Raw genomic sequence first — 21,080 nt, 5'->3', positions numbered from 1 at the left:
ACGCCGGCGAGATCCGAGAGAGAGGGCCTGGCCCTGGCCGCCCTGCCTGTCCGGTCCGCCCGGTCCGGCGGGGCCGGGCGCTCGTCGGCCCCGGCGGTCGCTCACGTCCGGTAGGGGTTGTACGCGGCGTACGGCACCGCCGGATACCCGTACGGCGCCGCACCCCGGTACGCCGGCGCCGGTACGGAGGCCCGGCTCGCGTACTCCAGGGCCGGCCGGGCCACCTGCCTGCGCTTCCACAGCTCGTCCAGCAGCTCCCGCTCCCGTACGACGAAGTCGGCGCCGGCCTTCCCCGCCCGGCCCCGCTGCCGCAGGAAGGCCAGCGCCGTGGCGTACGCCTCGTACCGGGCGACCTCCCGCGCCGCCGGGCGCCCGTGGTGGTGGCGGGCGTGGTCCCGGGCCATCCGCCGGGCCCGCATCGACCCGAGCGCGAACGGCTCGGCCGGGCCCAGCCAGCCGGCCAGTACATACGCCGGCAGCTCCGCCCGCACGGTGCGCAGCTCCCGCTGCCGGGTGAAGACCGCCAGCCAGGTGAGCAGCCCGAACGCGGGCACCATGAAGGCGCCGTAGACGGCGAAGAAGCCGTACTCGCCGAAGGTGGAGGAGCCGTTCCAGAAGGCGTGCATGCCCATCGCGAGGAGCAGGCCGCAGACCGGCAGCAGGGCCCGCCGCAGATGCTGCCGCTCGGCGGACAGCGCGGCGACGCCGAAACCGATGCCGGTGAGCACGGTGAACAGGGGGTGCGCGAACGGGGACATCACGATGCGCACGAAGAAGGTGGCGGCGGTGACGGAGGCGATGCCGCGGCCGCCGGTGAGCTGGTCGGTCCCGAAGGCCGTACCGAGGTAGAGGATGTTCTCGGTGAACGCGAAGCCGGTGGCGGTGACCCCCGCGATCACCACTCCGTCCACGATCCCGGTGAAGTCGCGCCGGCGGAAGAGGAAGACCAGCAGCACGGCGGCGGCCTTCGCGGACTCCTCCACGATCGGGGCTATCACCGTGGCGCCGAGCGTGTCGGCGCTGGCCGGGTCCGCGGTCGAGGTGGCTATCCACTTGGTCGCGAAGCTGTTGGCCACGATGGCTATCAGCGCCGCCGCACAGGCTCCCCAGGCGAAGGAGAACACCAGGTTCCGCCACGGGCCCGGCTGCACCCGGTCCAGCCACCGGAAGGCGGCCAGCAGCCAGGGCACGGGCAGCACGGCCAGCCCGAGCCCGACGAGGAAGCCCTCCGTGCCGGTCTGCCGCCGCACGAGCGCGAGGATGACCAGGCCGGACAGGGCCAGCAGGGAACTCAGTGCCCCGTACCGCACCCACCTGCGCTGCCACCAGTGCGGGTGGCGCAGCGCGCCGTCGCCGGGGCGCGGGGGGTACGGCGGAAACGGAGGACTGGTGGCCACGGCATCGACCCTAACGGTGGCGGGACGAGGGGCTGGAGCGGATTACCGGTCCTGCTCGGCGGTGCGGTGCGGGACGCGCCGGAACAACAGGTCGCTCACCACATGTCCCTTGTCCAGTCCCTGCCCCTCGAAACGGGTCAGCGGCCGGAAGTCGGGGCGCGGTGCGAAGCCGCCGTCCGGGCGGGTGTTCTCGAAGTCGGGGTGCGCGGTGAGCACGTCCAGCATCTGCTCGGCGTACGGCTCCCAGTCGGTCGCGCAGTGCACGATCGCGCCGGGCCGCAGCCGGGTCGCGGCAAGGGTGAGGAACTCGGGCTGGATGAGCCGGCGCTTGTGGTGGCGCTTCTTGGGCCAGGGATCGGGGAAGTAGACGCGCAGTCCGTCCAGCGCGTCCGGGCGGAGCATCTCCCGGAGCAGGATGATCGCGTCGCCGTTGCCCACCCGGACGTTGGACAGGCGCTGCTGGTCGGCGAGGTTCAGCAGATTGCCCTGGCCCGGGGTGTGCACGTCGACGGCCAGGATGTTGGTGTCCGGGTCGGCCGCGGCCATCCGCGCGGTGGCCTCGCCCATCCCGAAGCCGATCTCCAGGACCACCGGGTGGTCGTTCCCGAACAGCTCGCCGAGGTCGATCACCCGCTGCCCGTCGATGTCCAGGCCCCACGTGGGCCACAGCCGCTGCAACGCGTCGGCCTGCCCGGCCGTCACCCGGCTCCGCCGCGGCTGGAAGCTGCGGATCCGCCGCTCGAAGTGCGACCCGGCGGGATCCGCCTTGGGCCCGTCGGGAAAGCGCGGCTCACCCTTGGCCCGGGTGTGCCGGACGGGGACACCGGGGGCGTGGGGCGCCGAGAGCGGGGCGTCGGGGGTATCAAGGGAGTCAGCCACAATAGTCCCGATTTTACGGCGCCCGCCCCGATCACCGACCCGGCGGCCTCGCCGACCGCCGCAAGCACCCCCCGTGCCTGCGCGTCGATGGCCGCTCAGTCGGTCGCGGTGAGCATCTTCAGGGCTCGCTGTCCGATCTCCCGGCCGATCGGCAGGGATGCCGTCGCCGCCGGGGACGGGGCGTTGAGGACGTGGACCGTGCGGGGGCCCTCCCGGATCAGGAAGTCGTCCACCAGCGTGCCGTCGCGCAGGACCGCCTGCGCGCGGACTCCGGCCGGGGCGCGTACCAGGTCCTCGGCCTCCACGCCGGGCAGGAGCCTGCGCACGGCCTCCAGGAACGCGCCCTTGGACACCGAGCGGCGCAGCTCGCCCGCGCCGTACCGCCAGTGCCGGCGGGCGATCGCCCAGGAGCCCGGCCACGCCACGGTCCCGGCCAGCTCCCGGGGGCGTACGTCCCCCCAGCCGTACCCCTCCCGGGCCAGCGCCGGCACCGCGTTGGGGCCGATGTGCACGCCCGAGTCGATCCCGCGCGTCAGATGCACCCCGAGGAACGGGAACGCCGGGTCCGGCACCGGATACACCAGCCCCCGCACCAGCTCGGGCCGCGCCAGCTCGTAGTACTCCCCGCGGAACGGCACGATCCGCACCCCGGGCTCGTCGCCGGCCAGCCGGGCCACCTCGTCGCAGTACAGCCCGGCGCAGTTCACCAGCACGCGCGCGCGTACGACGTCCCCGCCCGCGGTGAGGACGGCCACGCCCCGCTCCGGGCGCCGGTCCACCCGCACGACCTTCGCGCCGTACCGGATCTCCGCCCCGGAGGCCCGCGCCAGCTGCCGGGCGACGCCCACGAAGTCGCACACCCCGGTCGTACCGACGTGTATGGCGGCCAGGCCCCGCACCTCCGGTTCGTACTCGGTGATCTGGGCCGGCCCCAGCTCCCGCACCGGGATGCCGTTCTCACGGCCCCGCTGCACGAGCGCGTGCAGCCGGGGCAGCTCCTCGCGGTCCGTGGCGACGATCAGCTTGCCGGTGACGGCGTGCGCGATGCCGTACTCGGCGCAGAACTTCACCATCTCGGCGGCGCCCCCCACCGCGAACCGCGCCTTCAGCGAGCCCGGCCGGTAGTAGATCCCGCTGTGGATGACCCCGCTGTTGCGCCCGGTCTGGTGCCGCGCCGGGCCGGGCTCCTTCTCCAGCACGGTCACGCGCGTGCCCGGCGCGGCCCGTGTGATCGCGTACGCCGTCGACAGCCCGACGATCCCCCCGCCGATCACGAGCACATCACAGTCGTACGCCCCGGCCCGCACCTGCACCACCTCCGCCTCCGATAGTGCACTGCGCCACTGACAACGCCTTCAAACACCGGGGTACGGCCCGACCGCCCAGGGGTGCGCCGAAGGTCCCTACGCCGGAGCCATCAGCAGCGGCCGCGCCCGCTCCCGCAGCTCGACCACCCGCGGCTCGTCCCCGTACGGCTCCAGCCGGTGCAGCAGGTCCTTCACGTACTCGGTGGTACGCGCCGAGGAGATCCGCCCGGCCACCTCCACCGCCCGCACCCCCTGCTCGCACGCCGCGTCGAGGTTGCCGGACTCCAGCTCGGCCACCGCGGACACGACCAGCCGCAGCCCGTGCGACCGCACGAACTCCTCCGTCGGCTTCGACAGGGCCTGCTCGGTGAACCGCCGGACCTGCCGGGGCGCCTTCAGGTCCCGGTAGCACTCCGCGGCGTCCGCGGCGAACCGGTCGTACCCGTAGAAACCGAGCCACGAGGGGTCGTTGTCCCCGGGCCGGGACCGCTCCAGCCAGCTCTCCGCCGCCTTCAGCGCCGTACCCGCCGCCTGCGCGTCGCCCGCACGCGCGTGTGCCCGCGCCTCGACCAGCCGGAAGAAGCTCATGGTGCGGGCGGTCGCCAGCCCCCGGTTGCGCTCCAGCGCGGCCTGCGCGAGGTCCACGCCCTCGTCCCCGAAGCCCCGGTACGTCGCCTGGAGCGACATCGAGGCCAGTACATAGCCCCCCAGCGGGACGTCCGCCGCCGCGCGCGCGAGCCGCAGCGCCTGGATGTAGTACCGCTGCGCGGCCTCCTGCTGGCCGGTGTCGAAGGCCATCCACCCGGCGAGCCGGGTGAGTTCAGCGGAGGCGCCGAACAGGGCGCGGCCGACCTCGTCGGAGTACGCCCCGAGCAGCAGCGGTGCCGCCTCCACCCGCAGGCACTCCGGCACCATCGACGAACGCCAGTCCCCGCCCCCGTACTTGGAGTCCCACCGTCTGGCGTCCTCGGCGGCCTCCCGCAGTTTCTGCACATCGCTGTGGCCGACTTTGAGCGGTGCGCCCGAGTCCTCGGCGGAGCCCGCCTCCCGTGCGACCGAGCTGTCGGCGGGGGTTATCAGCCATCGTGAGGCGGGCGTTGCGTATGCGCTCACTGCGAACGACCCGGCCAGCGACTGCCAGATGCCGCCGGAGCCCGCGCGGCGGCCGGCGAGGTCGAGGCGGTACAGCTCGGTCGCCGACCTGACCGCCTGCCCCACGTCCCGGGGGAAGGCGAGGCCGACCTCGGGCGCGGGGTCCGCGTCCGCCAGGCCGATCTCGTGCAGCGGCACCGGCCGGCCGAGCTTCTGGCCGATGGCGGCGGCGATGAGGTGCGGCGCCGCGCCCTGCGGCACCATGCCCTTCGACACCCAGCGCGCCACCGACGTCTTGTCGTAGCGAAGCGTCAACCCGCGTTGTGCGCCGAGGTCGTTGACGCGACGCGCGAGACCGGCGTTGCTGATTCCCGCGAGGGCGAGAACGGCGCCGAGCTTTTCGTTCGGCCCGCGTTGCTCCCTGGACATGCGCCACCCCTCGACACAGACGGCTGCCGTACTGGCATAACCACGCGGCATTCGTAAACCCAGCGTAGTTCGCCGCATCCCAAGCGTTAAGGGGCATTGTTCCGGTTGGCGGGATTGTGGTCGGTACGCAGGGGCGGCCCTGTACGGAGTGTGCACGGGCTGTCGCCGCGTGCCCCCGCGCGTGTGGCCGTGCGCCCGTCCGTGCGCTCTTCTCCGGCCACCGGGGGAGCGGTTCCATGGCACCTGCGTGGGTCGGCCCGCTGTACTGGATCCAGTGGGCTGGGGGACACCGCCACCTTCATCCCCGCGGGTGGCGGACCGGTCCGGGAGGCGATGCCCGCCTCCCGGGCCGTGCGCGCGTACGCGTGAACGCACGCTTCGCAGGCCTGTACGGAGCGTGCTCATCTCCCGCGTCTCTCCCGTTATTTGGCCGAAAATCGACCCCTCGCCGGTGCGATGAATTGCCGCTCCGACCATGCAACTTGACGGCGCGAAGGGCGGTTTGGGGGAGCGCATTGGGGGCGCATTCGCGCCGTGCCGCCCGGCCCCCGTCCGGACCGGCCCCCTCCGCTCGGTCCGTCCGACCGTCAACCTCCCGGGCCCGTCCTGGGAACTTCCCACGCTCCAAGGCGGTGCCGCCGCCCCTCTCCCGCGCGCCCTTCATGGCAGCATGGGGAACCGGTTCGTACGGTGCACTGGTTGTCCACAGCCTGTGGAGGCGTCGATGCGGTGGTTGGTGGGGTGGAGCAGCACCGCCGCGCGCGCCGCCGGGATCGGCTCCGCGGGTGCCGTCGGCTACGACGGCGAGACCGTTCACCCGGTCGGCTCCCACCTCCTGTGGGGCGACCCGGACCCGCTGTGGGCCGTGGGCGACTGGCGACCGGACGAGGTACGCGTGGTGCACGCCGACGCCCAGCACCGCATCGCCGTCCTCGGCATCTGCGGCGCCACCGACGAGGAGCTGCGGCGTGGCCTGGTCACCGCGCGCGGGGGCGCGCTGCGCCATCTGACCACCTGGCCCGGCAGCTACACCGCCGTCGTTCAGGCCGGCCGCCGCATCACCGTCTGCGGCGATCTCGCGGGCGCCCGGCCGGTGTTCTACACCCCGTGGGCCGGCGGCACGGCCTACGCCACCGCCGCGCTGCCCCTCGCCGACCTGGTCGAGGCCAACCTCGACTTCACCCACCTCGCCGCCCTGCTGGCCGCCCCGGACGTACCGGCCGCGCTGCGCGACACCACCCCGTACGACGGCGTACGGCGGATCCCGCCGGGGCATGCGCTGGTGCTGCGCGCCGGAGCACGCGAGATCGCCGGGTACGAGCCGGTCGCCTCCCTCGCCGTCGCCGCGCCCCCGGCCGACCCCGACCGCGCCGTGGACGCCGTGCGCGACACGCTCGTGGAGGCCGTCCGCACCCGCTTGGCGGCACCCCGGCACGTGCCCGACCTGGACCCCGGGCCGGTGCCCGGCATGGGGCCGGCCGAGCGGCGCGCCGCGCGCGGGATGCCGGTTCCCGGCATCGGCGCCGACCTCTCCGGCGGGCCCGCCTCCGGCACCCTCGCGCTGCTGGCCGCCGGACTGCCCGGCAGACCCGGCACGCTCCTCGGCCACGGCACCGGCGCGGGCGAACGCCTCCTCGCCGTCACGTTCAACGATCTGGCCGTGACCGGCCGCGAGGCCGAACTCGAACGCGCCGGGGCCCTGGCCGCCAACCCCCGGCTGCACCACGTGGTGGTCACCGGCGCCGAGGAGACCCTGCCGTACGCCGACCTCGACGGCCCCCTGACCGACGAGCCCGGCCCCTCCCTGGTCCAGGCGGCCCGGCACCGCGCGCGGCTCGCCGCGGGCAGCGCCGACCACTTCACCGGCCACGGCGCCCGCCAGGTCCTGGACGCGCACCCCGCCCGCCTCGCCGACCTCCTGGTCGACCGCCGGCGGCGCCACCTGGTCCGGCCGGTCGCCGCGCTCGCCCGCGCCGACGGTTCGGTGCTGGTCCCCGCGCGCGTGTACAGCGCGGCCCGGCGCCTGGCCCGCACCCCGTACCGGGCGGGCCTGGAGGTGCTGGCCGAGCGGCTGATGCGGCGCCGCTTCGACGAGCCCAAGGGGGCGGTCGGCGCCTCCCTCGCCGCGCTCACCTGGGCGAGACCCGGGCCCGCCGCCCGGTGGCTGACGGGTGAGGCACTGGCTGAAGTATCGGTTCTGCTCCAGGCGGAGGCCGAACGCTCGGGAACCGGCGTGCAGCGCCCCGGCGACTACCGCGCGCGGGCGGCACTCACCCGGCACGCCGCCGACCTGCGCGTGCTGGAACAGGCCGCGGAGATCCGCTCCCAGCGGCTGCACGCGCCGTTCCTCGACAACCAGGTCGTCCGCGCCTGCCGCGACCTCCCCGAGGCCCTGCGCGTCCAGCCCGGCGCCCGCGCCGCCATCCTGCGCACGGTCCTGGAGGGCGCCGGCGTCACCGACCTGCCGCCCGGCTGGGGCGCCCCCTCCCACGCCCCGTCCGCGGCGGCCGCGCGCGCGGGCCTGCGGATGGCCGCCGACCCCCTGCTGGACCTGTTCGCCACGCCCCTGCTCGCCGACGCCGGCCTGGTGGAGGCCCGTGTCGTCCGCAAGGCCGTGCGCGCCGCCGCGGCCGGCGAGCCGCTCCCCCTGGACGGCCTGGCCGACCTCGTCTCCCTCGAACTCTGGCTCCGCCGCCTCCTTGCCCGCCGCGGCACCTGCTGGACCGGCACCCCGACCCGATCCCGCGCGGTCCCTTCGGGGATCCAGCCGCGCAGGAGCGCGCTGACGCCGGGGGCGTGAGCCGTCCGGCGGAGGCGGGTGCGGTCGCCGGGGGTGCGCGATGCCGGGGAGAACCGGGGGCCGGTGTCGTTGTCCGCCCACGGCCGCGCGGTGGCTGGTCGCGCGGTCCCCCGCGCCCCCGAGGGGCCGCCGCCGTGCCGTCGCCGGGGGAAACCCCCGTGCCCCATCCGCCACGTGCCGCCACAATGACCAGGTGCGGTACAGGATCCTGGGCGTAACCCAAGCAGCGGACGACCAGGGCACCGCCCTACCCATCGGCGGCCGGCGCCTGCGCACGCTCCTCGCCGCCCTCGCCCTCCGCGCCGGCCGCACCACCGGCGCCGACACCCTCGTCGACGAGGTGTGGGCGGACGACCCGCCCCAGGACGCCACCGCCGCACTCCAGGCACTCGTCGGCCGGCTGCGCCGTACCCTCGGCCGGCAGGCCATCGCCTCCACCCCGGGCGGCTACCGCCTCGAAGCGACCGAGGACGACGTCGACCTCCACGTCTTCGAACGCCTCACCCGCACCGGCACCCAGGCCCTCGCCGCCGGCGACCCGGCCGCCGCCCACCGCGCCCTCACCGACGCCCTCGGCCTCTGGTACGGACCGGCCCTCGCCGACCTCCCCGACCGCGCCGCCGCCACCCGCGCCGACGCCCTGCGCCAGGAGGCGACCCGCGCCCGCGCCGCCGCCGCGCTCGCCCTGGGCCGCGCCCAGGAGGCCGTACCGGAGCTGCGCGAGCTGACCGCCGCGTACCCGTACGACGAGCCGCTGCACGCCCTCCTCATCCGCGCCCTGCGCGACACCGGCCGCCCGGCCGACGCCCTCGCCGCCTACGAGTCCGCCCGCCGCACCCTCGCCGACACCCTCGGCACCGACCCCGGCCCGGAACTGAGGTCCCTGCACGCGTCGTTGCTGCGGCAGGAGCACCCGGTCCCCCCGGACACCAGGGTCCGCCCGCAGCCCGGGACCCCCCTCCGACCGCCCGAGCGCACCGGGAACCTCCGCCGCCGTCTGACCTCCTTCGTCGGGCGGGAACCGGAGATCGAGGCCATTCGTTCGGAGGTACACAGGGCCCGCCTGGTCACCCTCACCGGACCGGGCGGCTCGGGAAAGACCCGTCTCGCCGAGGAGACCGCCGCCACGCTCCCCTCGGCCTGGCTGGTCGAGCTGGCCCCGCTCGACCATCCGGAGGCGGTGCCCGGCGCGGTGGTCAGCGCGCTCGGTCTGCGCGAGACCGTGCTGCTGACGGGCGACCTGGCGACCCCGCAGGCCGACCCCACGGCGCTGCTGATCGAGTACTGCGCACCGCGCAGCCACCTCCTGATCCTTGACAACTGCGAGCACGTCGTCGGCGCGGCAGCCGCCCTCGCCGAGACCCTCCTCACCCACTGCCCCGGGCTCACGATCCTCGCGACCAGCCGTGAACCCCTGGGCGTCCCCGGTGAGTGGGTGCGCCCGGTCGAGCCCCTCGCCCCGGAGCAGGCGCACCGCCTCTTCGCCGAGCGCGCCAAGGCCGTCCGTCCCGACGCCGACGCGGTGCTCGCCGACACCGGGGCCGTGGCGGAGATCTGCCGCCGCCTGGACGGGCTGCCGCTGGCCATCGAGCTGGCCGCCGCCCGGCTCAGACTGCTGACCCCGCGCCAGATCGCCGACCGCCTGGACGACCGCTTCCGCCTGCTCACGTCCGGGAGCCGCACGGTCCTGCCCCGCCAGCAGACCCTGGGCGCGGTCGTCGACTGGTCGTGGGAACTGCTGGACGAGCGGGAGCGCACGGTCCTGCGCGAGGTGTCGGTGTTCGCCGGCGGCTGGGACCTCGCGGCGGCCGAGGCCGTGTGCACCGGCCCGGTCGCGGACCTGCTCGGCGCGCTGGTCGACAAGTCCCTCGTGGTCGCCGCCCCGCCCGAGCCGGACGGCACCGGCACCGGCTCGGGCGCCGGTATGCGCTACCGCATGCTGGAGACCATCCACGAGTACGCCACCGAGCGCGCGGCCGAGGTCCCCGGGGTGCGCGAGGCGGCCGAGCGGCGCCACCGCGCGTGGGTGCGCGCGCTGGTGGAGGAGGCCGAGCCGCAACTGCGCTCGGGCGCCCAGCTCCCCTGGTTCACCCGCCTGGAGACCGAGCTGGACAACGTCCGCGCGGCCCTGGACCGCGCGGTGCAGGCGGGCGACGAGGCGGAGGCGGGCGCCATCGTGCTTGCCATCGGCTGGTTCTGGTGGCTGCGCAACCACCGCCAGGAGGCGATCACCTGGGTACGGCTGGTGCTCCGCCTGGGCGTCGCCCTGGACGCCCTGCCCGCGGGCGCGCTGCCCGGCGAGGCGATGGCTCGGGTGGAGTCCGCCGACCCGGTCGGCGCCTTCCTCGCCGCCCCCGACGCAGAGGCCGGGCATCCGCTGCACGCGCTGCGGATGGACCTGCGCATGCTCGACCTGTTCCTGATCTCCGAGACGGGCACGGAGAACCTCGCCGCCGACGGGCGCGCCCGGGAGTACCTCGCGCGCGTGCGGGCCCACTACGAGCGGGGCGGCCCCCAGGCGGCCCGGCTCCCGGGCATCATCTGGCCGCTGACCGCCTACTACCTGGGCGGCCCGGCCGACATCCGCCCGCACATGACGACGTGCGTGGACAACGCCCGCAGCCACGGCGGCGACTGGGAGGTCGCGGTCGCCCTGATGTACCGCGCCCACGTGACCGTCGACTCCCCGGGCAACCTGCGCGGCGTGGACGAGGACCTGGCCGAGCTGCGCACCCTCACCCGGCGCGTCGGCGACCGCTGGATGCGCGCCCAGGTGTGCAGCGCGGCCGGAGAGACGGCCATGGCACGCGGCAGGTACGAGGAGGCGCGCGGCGAGTACGAGGAGGCGCTGCGGCTCGCCTACGAGGTGGGCGCGTACGCCGAGTCGCCGTTCCTGATCGCCCGGCTCGCCGAGATCTCCTACCGCTCCGGCGACCGGGAGACCGCGCTGGCCGCCCTGGCCGAGGGGGACAGGTCAGCGGACCGGTACGCGGTGCCGGAGGCGAAGGCCTTCGTCCTGCTGCTGCGCGCCCACATCGCCCTGCACGACGGGCAGCCGGCCCGCGCCCGGGAGCTGTACGAGGCGATCCGCACGCTGACGCGGGACAGCACCCCGCCCCCGCAGTTCGCGGCGGCCCAGCGGATGGTCGAGGCGCTGCTCGCGGCCGACGAGTCGGGCCCGGCGCACGGGGTGGCGATCCTGGCCGACGCCCTGCGGCAGGCCGTGACCGACTGGTGCGCCGAGTCGATCACGGCCGGTCTGGTGGACGTGGCGGCCTGTCTGCTGGCCCGGCTCGGCGATCTCCCGGGCGCGCTGCGGCTGTTCGCCGCCGCGGACCACTGGCGCGACGGGCTCAGCCGGCCCGAACCCGAGCGCAGCGAGGCGGCCCGGGTGCGCGCCGAGGCCCGCGTGGACCTCCCGGCCGGCCGCTACGCCGCCGAGTGCGCCCGGGGCGCCTCCCTCGGCGTGCCGGACGTTCTGCGGGAGCTGGGCGCGGCGGCCCCGGCCGTCCAGGAGGGCCGGAGCCCGGCTACCGGCAGGTGAACCGGGACTCCGCCCAGTCCACCGGCGCCACCCGGTCGAGGGCGCTGCCGCGCGGTTCCACGACGAGCCGTACGGTGCCGCGCCCGGTGAGGTCCACATGGACGGGCACGGCCCGGTCGCTGCCGCCGACCGGGCCCGACCGCCACAGCCGGACCCCGTCGGCGTAGACGGAGAAGGAGACCTTGCCGAGCCCGAGCGTCATGTCGTCCACGCCGGCCAGGGCGTCGTAGGCGGTGCACTGCCGGTTGAGGGCGACGGTGACGGACGACGCGCCGCGCACGGTGACCCCGCGCGCGTACCGCTCACCGCCGATCGACATGCCGTACCGCTGCCACACCCAGCTGCTCTCCGCCAGGACGATCTCGGGCCGGGTGCCGTCGCCGGCGACGTCGAAGCGCAGGTCGCTCAGCTCGTAGACGGTGGACGCGGGTGGCGGAGCGGGCGTGGGGGTCGGCGTCGGCTTCGGAGCGGGGGGTGGAGCGGGCACCACGGGCGGCGGCGTGCGGGACGGCCGGGGGGCGGGCCCGGAGGTCGGCGAGGCGGGCGCGGTCGTCCCGGTTGGTACGACCGGTGGCCGTACGGGGGGCGATGCGACGACCGGCTGCGGGGCGGCCGGGGTCCGTACGTCCGGTGCCCGCACGGCCGGGGTGTGGCTGATCGGTGGGTGGACGGCCGGGGTCTGGACGACCGGCGTGGACGGTGCCGGCCGGGCGACCTGCCGGGCCGGGTGGCCGTCATTCACCAGGGCCAGGGCGACCGCGGTGGCGGCCACCGCGACGACACCGGCCGCGATCCCAACCTTCACCGGCGCGCCGAGCCCCTCGGCGGCCGCGGCCCCGCCCGCGCCGGACGCTCCGCCGGACGAGCCGGTGGCCGCGGCGGCTGCCCCGGCGCCGGCGCTGCCGGCCACGATCCCGAGGGCCTTGGCGTACCCGGCGGCCCCGAACCAGCCGACGACCGCGACCGGCACGACACCGGGGATACCGCTCGCGACCTCCTCGATCTGGGCCGCCGCCAGCCGGCACCTGGCGCACTCCGCGAGGTGCTTGCGCAGACCCCGCTCGGCCCGGACGCGCAGCTTGCGGCGGGCGTAGGTGCCGAGTTGGTCGGCGTAGCGGGCGCACTCCTCGTCGAGGGCGAGGGCGGCGCTGACGTGGGCCTGGAGGTAGGCCTGCTTCAGCCCCTCGCGGGCGCGACTGGCGAGCACGCGGGTGCCGTTGGCGTCCAGCCCGAACAGGACGGCCACCTCGCTCGGGGACTCGTCCTCGACCTCGGTGTGCCACAGCACGGCCTGCCAGCGTTCGGGCAGCGAGCGGAAGGCCCGCATGGCCAGGGACTGTTCGGCCTCGTGCAGGGCGCGCACGTCGGCGCCGAGACCCAGCGTGTCGTCGTCGGACGCCGCCGGGGTCCGGGCGGCCTGCTGGGCGAAGAGGGCGAAGTCGTCGACGAGTTGCTCGCGCCGGGCGGAACTGGTCCAGCGCGCGGCGACGCGCCGCACGGAGGTCAGCAGATAGGCGCGTACGGCGTGTTCCGGCCCGGAACCACCGCGGACCGCTTGCAGCATCCGGGCGAACACCTCGGCGGTGAGGTCGTCGGCGGTGTGCGCGTCCCGGCAACAGGTGCGCGCGTACCGGCGTACCGCGTCGGCGTGCCGCCGGTACAGCTCCTCGTAGGCCGAGTCGTCGCCGGCCCGCATCCGCCCGATCAGCTCGCCGTCGGCGGGCGGCAGCTCCCGGGGCGGGGGCAGCACGCTCCCCTCACGCTGGGCCGGCACGCTCGTCTCGGCGGAACGCCCGCCCTGCTTCGGTACCTGGGGTGAGTCCGGCCCGAGCGTCTCCCCGTCATCACCGCGTGACCCGCCCCGCTTGTCAACGCCCATCGCCGACAGCCCCCGACACCGGCCCAGCCCAACCCGTCACCGGCTCAGCGTGCCACACCGGCCTCCCCCGGAGCCCGCTTTCACCCGCCCCGTCCACTCATCCGAGCGGACTTGCCCGCACACCCCCGAACACCCTTCGAACGCCCGGCATGCGAAGCCCGCGGCGCGTGCCACGCCGGCCGGAACCGGAGCCCGCGCCGCGGCCGTCGCGGACTACGCCGGGCGGGACCTGAGCCCCTCCAGCAGGATGTCCAGCAGCCGTGCCGAGGCCGCCGCCTGCTGGGCCGCGTCCGGCAGGGACGGCGCCGCCGTGGCGATCACGAGCAGGACGTCGGCCACGGACACGTCCGTCCGCAGCTCACCCGCCGCCCGCGCCCGGTCCACCAGCTGACCGACCACGTCGAGCAGCGCCCCGGCCCCCGCGTCGTCGGCCCCCTCCGCCACCAGCCGCAGCTCGGCACCGCCCGGCTGCACCCGCTGCTGGGGCACCCGGGTCTCCTCGGCGGACGCGGACGGGGAGCCGACCCTCAGCACGTGCGGCGGCAGCAACCGCCCCGCCCCCGACGCCACGGACGTCCGCAGGAACCGCGACAGCGCCGACCACGGCTCGTCCTCCTGCCCGAGCGCCGTCCGCGCCTGCTCGGTCAGCCGCGCCGTCTCCTCCTCGGCGATCCGCCGGACCAGCACGTCCTTGCTGGGAAAGCGCCGGTACACCGTGCCGACCCCGACCCGGGCGCGCCGCGCCACGTCCTCCATCGGCGCGCCGTACCCCAGCTCGCCGAACACCTCACGCGCCGCACGCAGCACGTGCTCCAGGTTGCGCTGTGCGTCCACCCGCAGCGGGGTCGTCCGCGCCACGTCCGCGCGCCCGGTGCCTCCCGCCACGGTCATCGCCTTACCGCCCGGTGCGACGGCGGCTGCGGATGCCCAATGAGTTTCCTGAACATGCATGTGTTCCCCCGGTAATGACGTCTCCCCCCGGAGACTCTCCCCGCCACTGAAAGCGAAGTGCGCGGAACCGGCCTTGGTCCCGACCGGCCCCGCCCGTCGCGGACCCGTTCGACCACATTCCCTACACTCCGTCGACACACGAACATAGTTGAGAGACAGTCAATTCAGAAGGGGCAGGTTCCGCACAGTGCGCCCCCCGATCGGAGTACGGGACGTGTACGTCCCTCTTGGCGCCCTTCGCCCCCTCTGGCCCGCCCCCGCTGACCTGCCCCCTTTCGTCCCCCACCGCCACCTCGGCCGGCCCCGCGCACACCCGGCCGCCGGTCACACAAATTGCCGGGGCTGTGGACAAACACCAGCGCCGGGTGCGTCATGGGATGGTGAAGGAACGTGCGCGCATTCTGGTTGTCGGCGGCGGCTACGTCGGGATGTACACGGCCCTGCGCCTCCAGCGGAAGCTGAAGGCCGAGCTGAGACGGGGCGAGGTCGAGATCACGGTCGTCACCCCGGACCCGTACATGACGTACCAGCCGTTCCTCCCCGAGGCCGCCGCGGGCTCGATCTCCCCACGCCACGTCGTCGTACCACTGCGCCGCGTCCTCGACCACTGCCACGTCGTCGTCGGCGAGGTGACCGCCGTCGACCACGCCGTACGCACCGCCGCCGTCACCACCCTCGCCACCGCCGAGGAGGGCACCGCCGAACTCCTCGACTACGACGAACTCGTGCTCGCCCCCGGCTCCGTCGCCCGCACCCTGCCCATCCCCGGCCTCGCCGAGTACGGCATCGGGTTCAAGACCCTCGAGGAGGCCATCGGACTGCGCAACCACGTCCTCGAACAGATGGACATCGCCTCCTCCACCCGCGACCCCGCCCTCCGCGACGCCGCCCTCACCTTCGTCTTCGTCGGCGGCGGTTACGCGGGCGTCGAGGCCCTCGCCGAACTCCAGGACATGGCCCGCTACGCCGCGCGCTACTACCACAACCTGCGCCCCGAGGACATGAAGTGGATCCTCGTGGAGGCCACCGACCGCATCCTCCCGGAAGTCGGCCCCGAGATGGGCCGCTACACCGTCACCCAGCTGCGCCGCCGCAACATCCAGGTACTGCTGGACACCCGCCTGGAGTCCTGCGCCGACCGCGTCGCCGTACTGAGCGACGGCCAGCGCTTCCCGACCCGGACGCTCGTGTGGACGGCCGGCGTCAAACCGCACCCGCTGATCGCCGCCACCGACCTGCCCCGCACCGAGCGCGGCAAGGTCCGCTGCACCGCCCAGCTCACCGTCGACGGCACCGAACACGCCTGGGCCGCGGGCGACGCCGCCGCCGTACCCGACGTCACGGCCGCCGACCCCGGCACCGAGACCGCCCCCAACGCCCAGCACGCGGTCCGCCAGGCCAAGGTCCTCGGCGACAACATCGTCCACGCGCTGCGCGGCGAGCCCCTCGACACGTACGCGCACAAGTACGTCGGCTCGGTCGCCTCCCTGGGCCTGCACAAGGGCGTCGCGCAGGTCTACGGCCGCCGGCTGAAGGGCTACCCTGCCTGGTTCATGCACCGCGTGTACCACCTCAGCCGGGTCCCCACCGTCAACCGCAAGGCCCGGGTGCTCGCCGAATGGACCCTCGCCGGGCTGTTCAAACGGGAGATCGTCTCGCTCGGTTCACTCGAACACCCCCGTGCGGAGTTCGAACTCGCGGCCGGGGGAAAGCCTTCCCAGGGCCCCTCCGACGACCCGAAGGGGTCGTCCTGACCCGCCCCGGGAACTCCACGGTCCGCGCCGGCGTCTGACGGTTGTCGCCCGCCGCGGCCCGCTCCCTGCCAGACTGCCCTACGACGTCGGACGGGCCACCCGCCCGACCTAGCACCCACGAGGCTTTCCCCAAGTGAACTTCACGCGCTGGAGCGCCCGGCTCCCCGGAACGCAGCGCCGCGCCGCCGCGCGGACCGAGACGGCGGTCACCCCGGACCGGCGGGGGGAAGGCTCCGTGCCCGCGGCCCGCGCCGAACAGTCCGCCGACGGCACACCCCCGGTGCCCGCCGTCGACGAACTGCCCGCGCGGGACGTCCTGGACCGCGTCCCGGCCCTCGTCGCCCTCGTCCACGGCCCCGACCACCGCATCTCCTACGTCAACGACGCCTACACCGCGGCCTTCGGCGCCCGCCCCACCTGCGCCCCCGCCCGCGAGGCCCTGCCCGAACTCGTCGAACTCGGCCTGCTCCCGCTGCTCGACCAGGTGCTGCGCAGCGGCAAGCCCCGCACGCTGAAGTCCCGCAAGGCCGTCGACGGCCGCTCGTACACCTTCACCTGCACCCCCGTCGCCGAGGACGGCGACCGCGACGCCGGCGTCCTCGTCTTCGCCACCGACGTCACCGACCACGCCGAGGCCGCCGAACGCCTGCGCGCCAGCGAGCGCCGCCAGCGCGAGACCGCCGTCACCCTCCAGCGCTCCCTGCTCCCGCAGGAACTCGAACAGCCCGACGACCTGCGCATCGCCGCCACCTACCAGCCCGGCGGCACCGAGGCCGCGGTCGGCGGCGACTGGTACGACGTGATCACCCTCGGCGGCGGCCGCACCGCCCTCGTCATCGGCGACGTCATGGGCCGGGGGGTGCGCGCCGCCGCCGTCATGGGCCAGCTGCGCACCGCCGTCCGCGCCTACGCCCGCCTCGACCTGCCCCCGCACGAGGTGCTCCAGCTCCTCGACGGCCTCGCCGCCGAGATCGACGCCAACCAGATCGCCACCTGCGTCTACGCCGTCCACGACCCCAACGAGGGCCGCCTGGTCTACGCGTCCGCCGGCCACCTGCCGATCCTGGTCCGCGACGAGAACGGCACGGTCTCCCGCGCCGCCGAACCCACCGGCCCGCCGCTCGGCACCGGCGGCTGGATCCACTCCTCCGGCTCCATCGCCCTCGGCCCCGGCTCCACGGCCGTCCTCTACACCGACGGCCTGGTCGAGCGCCGCGACGCCGACCTCGACGAGGGCATCGCCAAGCTGGAGGGCGCCCTCGCCGGCGCCACCGGCACCCCGCAGGTCGTGTGCGACCGCCTGGTCCGCTCGGCCGGCGTCACCGCCGACCACGACGACGACGTCGCCGTCCTCGTCCTCCAGCACCCGGCGCGTACGGGCCCCGACGGCGACCTCTTCCGCAACGCGGCCCTCGAACTCCTCGGCGGCGTCGAAGCGGCCCCCCGCGCGCGTGCCTTCGCGTCCGGCGTGCTCACCAGCTGGCGCTTCCCCGCCGAACTGCACGACCTGGGCGTCCTCGCCACCAGCGAACTCGTCGCCAACAGCCTCCAGCACGGCACCCCGCCCATGCGGCTCCGGCTGCGCCGCACCGACCGCCGTCTCATCGTCGAGGTCACCGACGGCGACGACCACCTGCCCAGACGGCGCCGCGCCGAACCCGGCGACGAGTCGGGGCGGGGCATCGCGATCGTCGCGACGATCGCCTCCAGCTGGGGCTGCCGCCGTACTCCCGGCGGCGGCAAGGCGGTCTGGTGCGAGTTCGTCCTGCCGAAGGCAAAACACCGACCCGAGGCCGCCCCGGGCAGCGCGGCGGCCCGGCGACCCGCGCACCCGGGTGCTAGAAGCTGACCATGACTGACGGATCCGGCGCACGGAACGGCCCGCTCGAGGGGCCCGAGGGCTACGACACCCACTCCACCCCGATCATGGCGCCCTTCGTCGGCGAACTGCTGGACGCCGTGGACCTGCGCCCCGGGACCACCGTCCTGGACCTCGCCTGCGGCACGGGCCTCGCCGCCCGCGCGGCGGCCGCCCTCGTCGGCCCCACCGGCCGAGTCCACGGCGCCGACAGCGACGCCGAGCTGATCCGGGTGGCCCGGGACCGGCACCCCCGCCTCTACCCCGACATCACGTTCACGGTGGCGCCCCCCGGCCACCTGCCTTACGACACCGCCACCTTCGACGCGGTCGTCTGCCTGGAGGGCGCCCGGCTCTTCCCCGACCACGACGCGGCCCTCGCCGAGGCCGCCCGCGTCACCCGTCCCGAGGGCCGCTTCGCGGCGGCCGTCTGGGCCCCCGTCGACCGCCAGCCCTACTTCCTCGCCCAGCAGCGAGCCGTCCACGAGTACGGCGGCGCCGACGCGCTCCGCCTCTTCGCCCGTTCCTTCGCCGTCACCGCCGAGCAGCTCACCACCGGCCTGCGCACCGCCGGCTACACCGGCCTCACCCAGCGCGAGACCACCTTCGGCATCACCCTGCCCCCGCTGGACGCGTACGCCCACGCCCACCTGTCCGCCACCTGGGGCGACCCGATCAGGCGGGCCGGCGGCGAGGACGCCCTGAACCGGGCCGCCGCCCTGGTCCGCGAACGCCTGGCCGAGCACCTCGCCGACGACGGCACGGCAACGCTCCCCTTCACGGCCCACCTGGTCACGGCAACCCGCTGACCCCCCCGGCGACCGCGGGACCGCACACCTAGTGCGGCTCCACCAGCGGAGCGTCCTGCTCCGCGGGCGCGCCGCCCCGCCTGACCACCCGGGTCCCGCGCGCCGGCCGCGGCCGGTCCTGTACGGCGGTGAGCTGACGGCCCAGCCGCAGCGCCAGAACGGTGATCCCCAGCGAGAACAGCAGGAACGTCACGATGTACGGCCCGTGCAACGCGGCTCCGAGCGGACCGCCCACCGCCGGGCCCACGGCCAGCGCCAGCTGCTTGACCAGGGCGAAAGCCGAGTTGTACTGCCCGGCCATGCCCTCCGGCGCCAGATCGGCGACCAGTGGCGCGACCGTCGGCGACAGCATCGCCTCACCCAGCCCGAACAGCGCGTACGTCGACACGAACGCGGCCGTCGCCATCTCCTGGCTGCCGTGCCCCAGCCCCGCGTACCCCGCGGCCAGCCAGGCCACGGCCCAGATCAGCCCGACCAGGGCGATGACCCGGGACCGGCGGCGCCGCTCCACGAGCCTCAGCACGGCGAACTGGGCGACGACGATCATGAGCGTGTTCGCGGCCAGCGCCGTCCCCAGCGCGGACGTCGATATCCCGGCCGCCTCCACGCCGTACGCGCTCAGCCCCGACTCGAACTGTCCGTAGCAGGCGAAGAACAGCACGAAGCCCAGCACGCACAGCTGCACCATCGCCCGGTTCCCGAGCAGCTGCTTCCAGCTGCCCTTCGCCGACTCCGCGGGAGCGTCCTCCATGCGCGGCGAGTGCGGCATCCGCACGGTCGCCAACACGCCGACCAGCAGCAGGAACATCGCCGCCTCGATCGCGAACAGCAGCGTGAACGAGGACACGCGCGTGGTGTCGACGAGGTGGCCGCCTATGAGCCCGCCGACGCCAAGCCCCAGGTTCTGCAGGAAGAACTGCATCGCGAACGCACGCGAGCGGGTGTCCGCGGAGGAGCAGTCCACGATCATCGTCGCCAGCGCCGGCTGCATCACGGCCTGCCCGGCGCCGAGCGCCGCCGCGGACAGCAGCACGGTGACGGCACCGCCCGCCAGACCGAGGCTCAGCGCACCCAGAGCGGCGGTCACCAGGGCGGCGAGCAGAACCGGCAGCGGGCCGCGCCGCACGATCGCCCGGCCGGCGAACGGCAGCACGATCAGCGCGGCCACGGCGAAGACGGCGAGCACGAGTCCCGCCGTCATGGCTCCAAGACCCCTGACCTGCGCCACATAGACGTACAGGTAGGGGACGGTGAAGCCGAGCCCGAACGCGCTGAGTGCGTTACCCACGTGGATTCGGCGCATCGCTGCGCCCATCGCCCTGGTCACGTTCACCTCTCTCACTAGTTAGACCTGAAGACTTCGAAGCTAAAGTTCGAAGCTAAAGAGTACACAGTCAAGGACTTCAAGGCAAAGGGTCGGCGTGCCATACTGCGCCCATGGCCGACACCCCCGGCGTCACCGAGCCGACGCTCGAAGAACAGATCGCCGCCTACCAGCGCGAGTTCCGGGACCTGGACCCCCAGGTCGAGAAGATCGTGTCGGCCCTGTCCCGGCTCAACCGCCGGATGAACGTCGCCTACGGCCGCCAGACCTCCGCCCTCGGCATCAGCAACGCCGAGTGGGAGGTCCTCAAGGCACTGGTCCTCTCCGGCGCCCCCTACCGCATGGGCCCGGGCGACCTGGCCAAGCGACTCGGCCTCACGCCGGCCGCGATGACCCACCGGATCGACCGCATGGTCACCGAGGGGCTGGTCACCCGCGAGCGCGACGAGTCCAACCGGGTCCGGGTGATCGTGGAGCTGACCCCCGAGGGCCGCGAGAAGTGGCTGGAGGCGATGCGCCTGGCGACCGTCTTCGAGGAGGACCTGCTCCAGGACCTCACCCCTGTCGAGCGCGCGGTGCTCGGCGAGGTCCTGACCAGGCTGCTGCGCAGGGTCGAGCACGCCCAGCCGGACGCCGGCGGCCGGCTCAGCGACCTCGATTAAAGATCTTGACAGGGGCTGTTGACACGGCCTCGCCCGATCCGTAAGGTTCTTCGGGTTGCCGCAGGGCCGTAACGGTTCTTCGGCAGCACCTCAGCCGCCCTGAGCGGCACCCTCACACCACCAGCACGATCTTCCCTCCGGGTTGATTTCGGCGTGCCCGAATTCAATTCGAATAGGGACTCGGCGGCCCGATTGGGAATCGCCGGGCGGATCCGCTAAGGTTTGAGACGTCGGAACGGCCCAACAGCCGGGAAGACAAACCCCCCTGACTGGGAGTCAGACGCCGAAAGGATCTGATAGAGTCGGAACCGCCGGAAAGGGAAACGCGGAAGCGGGAACCTGGAAAGCACCGAGGAAATCGGATCGAGAAAAGATCTGATAGAGTCGGAAACGCA

At 74.6% G+C, this 21,080-nt stretch carries 13 protein-coding genes; 6 read left to right on the top strand and 7 right to left on the bottom strand.

The window, feature by feature from the left end:
* Positions 1–101 precede the first annotated feature (101 nt).
* The 4 genes from ACZ3ZD_RS32380 to ACZ3ZD_RS32365 form a co-directional block, all read right to left on the bottom strand.
* On the bottom strand, positions 102–1,397 hold the full coding sequence (locus tag ACZ3ZD_RS32380; protein WP_467405330.1) for a PrsW family intramembrane metalloprotease: 1,296 nt from the start codon (positions 1,395–1,397) through the stop codon (positions 102–104).
* A gap of 42 nt (positions 1,398–1,439) precedes the next feature.
* A complete protein-coding gene (gene trmB / locus ACZ3ZD_RS32375) occupies positions 1,440–2,276 on the bottom strand; it encodes a tRNA (guanosine(46)-N7)-methyltransferase TrmB (protein WP_467405327.1) in 837 nt (278 codons plus the stop codon).
* Positions 2,277–2,371: 95 nt separating this feature from the next.
* Positions 2,372–3,592, bottom strand: a complete 1,221-nt coding sequence (gene lhgO, locus ACZ3ZD_RS32370) for an L-2-hydroxyglutarate oxidase (RefSeq protein ID WP_467405325.1) — start codon at positions 3,590–3,592, stop codon at positions 2,372–2,374.
* Between the two features lie 87 nt (positions 3,593–3,679).
* Entirely contained in the window at positions 3,680–5,104 is a 1,425-nt protein-coding gene (locus ACZ3ZD_RS32365) for an MFS transporter (protein ID WP_467405323.1), read from the bottom strand.
* 724 nt (positions 5,105–5,828) lie between these two features.
* Between ACZ3ZD_RS32365 and ACZ3ZD_RS32360 the strand changes: the two genes are divergently transcribed.
* Positions 5,829–7,904, top strand: a complete 2,076-nt coding sequence (locus ACZ3ZD_RS32360) for an asparagine synthase-related protein (protein ID WP_467405320.1) — start codon at positions 5,829–5,831, stop codon at positions 7,902–7,904.
* A gap of 193 nt (positions 7,905–8,097) precedes the next feature.
* Positions 8,098–11,448, top strand: coding sequence for an ATP-binding protein (locus tag ACZ3ZD_RS32355; protein ID WP_467405318.1), 3,351 nt, complete (start codon positions 8,098–8,100; stop codon positions 11,446–11,448).
* Here ACZ3ZD_RS32355 and ACZ3ZD_RS32350 read toward each other — a convergent pair.
* Both ACZ3ZD_RS32350 and ACZ3ZD_RS32345 read right to left on the bottom strand, forming a co-directional pair.
* Positions 11,435–13,327, bottom strand: a complete 1,893-nt coding sequence (locus ACZ3ZD_RS32350; RefSeq protein WP_467405315.1) for a sigma-70 family RNA polymerase sigma factor — start codon at positions 13,325–13,327, stop codon at positions 11,435–11,437. The two genes, ACZ3ZD_RS32355 and ACZ3ZD_RS32350, sit on opposite strands and share 14 nt — an antisense overlap.
* Before the next feature lie 213 nt (positions 13,328–13,540).
* Positions 13,541–14,278 carry a TetR/AcrR family transcriptional regulator gene (locus ACZ3ZD_RS32345; RefSeq protein ID WP_467405313.1) on the bottom strand — a complete coding sequence of 246 codons (738 nt, stop codon included), beginning with the start codon at positions 14,276–14,278 and terminating at the stop codon, positions 13,541–13,543.
* Positions 14,279–14,655: 377 nt separating this feature from the next.
* Between ACZ3ZD_RS32345 and ACZ3ZD_RS32340 the strand changes: the two genes are divergently transcribed.
* The 3 genes from ACZ3ZD_RS32340 to ACZ3ZD_RS32330 all read left to right on the top strand — a co-directional run bounded on the left by ACZ3ZD_RS32340 (position 14,656) and on the right by ACZ3ZD_RS32330 (position 18,699).
* Positions 14,656–16,032: an NAD(P)/FAD-dependent oxidoreductase gene (locus ACZ3ZD_RS32340; protein ID WP_467405309.1), complete on the top strand. Its 1,377-nt coding sequence runs from the start codon at positions 14,656–14,658 to the stop codon at positions 16,030–16,032.
* 133 nt (positions 16,033–16,165) lie between these two features.
* Positions 16,166–17,881 carry an ATP-binding SpoIIE family protein phosphatase gene (locus tag ACZ3ZD_RS32335; protein ID WP_467405307.1) on the top strand — a complete coding sequence of 572 codons (1,716 nt, stop codon included), beginning with the start codon at positions 16,166–16,168 and terminating at the stop codon, positions 17,879–17,881.
* Positions 17,882–17,883: 2 nt separating this feature from the next.
* Positions 17,884–18,699 (top strand): class I SAM-dependent methyltransferase, encoded by an 816-nt coding sequence (locus ACZ3ZD_RS32330; RefSeq protein WP_467405304.1) that lies wholly within the window; start codon positions 17,884–17,886, stop codon positions 18,697–18,699.
* A gap of 28 nt (positions 18,700–18,727) precedes the next feature.
* On the opposite strand, the gene ACZ3ZD_RS32325 is transcribed toward ACZ3ZD_RS32330, so the two are convergent.
* On the bottom strand, positions 18,728–20,002 hold the full coding sequence (locus ACZ3ZD_RS32325; protein WP_467405301.1) for an MFS transporter: 1,275 nt from the start codon (positions 20,000–20,002) through the stop codon (positions 18,728–18,730).
* Positions 20,003–20,136: 134 nt separating this feature from the next.
* On the opposite strand from ACZ3ZD_RS32325, the gene ACZ3ZD_RS32320 reads away from it, so the two are divergent.
* Positions 20,137–20,685, top strand: a complete 549-nt coding sequence (locus ACZ3ZD_RS32320; protein ID WP_467405297.1) for a MarR family winged helix-turn-helix transcriptional regulator — start codon at positions 20,137–20,139, stop codon at positions 20,683–20,685.
* Positions 20,686–21,080: the final 395 nt, after the last annotated feature.

It is taken from the genome of Streptomyces sp. NPDC023481 (assembly GCF_055560195.1).
Note: the sequence above shows the minus strand (reverse complement) of the source record. Positions and strands in the feature narration are given on the sequence as shown.